The organism is Williamwhitmania taraxaci, assembly GCF_900096565.1.
GTDB lineage: Bacteria > Bacteroidota > Bacteroidia > Bacteroidales > Williamwhitmaniaceae > Williamwhitmania > Williamwhitmania taraxaci.
In genome coordinates this window covers 1-1,022 of sequence record NZ_FMYP01000184.1, presented here as the reverse complement: position 1 = coordinate 1,022, position 1,022 = coordinate 1, and the positions used below count along the sequence as shown (strand labels likewise).

The window sequence follows — 1,022 nt, the reverse complement described above, 5'->3', positions numbered from 1 at the left end:
AAACTTTTAAAGAGCATTTAAGAGTTGAGTTCAAAAAAAACAGTAGTTTTGAATACTAGGAAAATTACCAGACAAAGTTTAATTTACACTCCCCAGAATGTTGAGCAAAGTTGCTCTAACTCCACAGATATTGTTCATGAAATTTTTTCTTTGTTAAAGGAGGAGCGTAAAAAGTAAGAAAATCTATTTTATCAGCTTCCCCGCTAGTAAGCGATTGCATCCCCGCTACCGCCAAATTGCATCTGGTGGTTTGTAATATTAAAAAAGGTAAGCTTGTTTAGCATTAAAGTCCCTAACAAAAGCCGCTATTACTTTTAGTATGGTTTCTTTTTCCTCTTCGGGTAGGTTTTGTACTTCAAGAATGAGTTTTTTAATTGGCTTAATTTTTCTGAAGTATATTAGCAGCTTTAAGTACTAAATCATGTGGAATAACATCAAAATTTAATGCTTTGTTCTGCTCGTCCATTCTGTTCCAATCATCAATGAAGATATAACGGGTCATATTGGGTTTGTCTGCTTGTTTTGATAGGTCCCCTTTGGTTCTTACAGCTACTAAGTATTTGTTTTGTACAAGATGGTAGTATCCATAGGCAAGTGCATTTATTTTGTCCTTTGTAAGCCCAAGGTTTTTCCAGTCTCCCAAGTAATAAAATATAGAGCCGGTTTCATTGTTTTCAATACTTTTTTGAAACACTCCTGTTGTTACTAAGGCTAAGAAAAAGGTAACGGCTTCTTTTTTATTTAGTTTCTCTTCGTTTATCGGCATCATATAGTTTTATACGATTGTTGAGTTTTGTAATCACGTATAACAGCATTAACAAGGAAGTACAATTTATCTTTGGTGTCAGGTTCTAACGCTTCAATATCTTCAATGATTTGCAGCGTTTTTTTATTGTACTGGGCGTTTTGTCCTTCGCCAACCAGATAATCTAGATAAAACGGTCGAAGTTGTGCCACCCATTTCGGTTCAAGTTGTGCCAGGCGTTTCGGTCGAAGTTGTGCCACTTTTTTAGGTGCATTTA

General features: G+C 35.3%; 2 protein-coding genes. Both read right to left on the bottom strand.

Annotated elements, in window-relative coordinates:
- Positions 1 to 379: 379 nt before the first annotated feature.
- Complete coding sequence (locus BLS65_RS17850; protein WP_092441136.1) at positions 380 to 769, bottom strand: hypothetical protein; 390 nt, start codon at positions 767 to 769, stop codon at positions 380 to 382.
- Positions 766 to 1,022: hypothetical protein (locus BLS65_RS18585; RefSeq protein WP_212590603.1), on the bottom strand; the 257-nt coding region annotated here is incomplete at its 5' end. The genes BLS65_RS17850 and BLS65_RS18585, both read right to left, overlap by 4 nt.

Coding starts and splice junctions, on each gene's coding strand:
- BLS65_RS17850 (WP_092441136.1), bottom strand. CDS start 769: ATGATGCCGATAAACGAAGAGAAACTAAATAAAAAAGAAGCCGTTACC.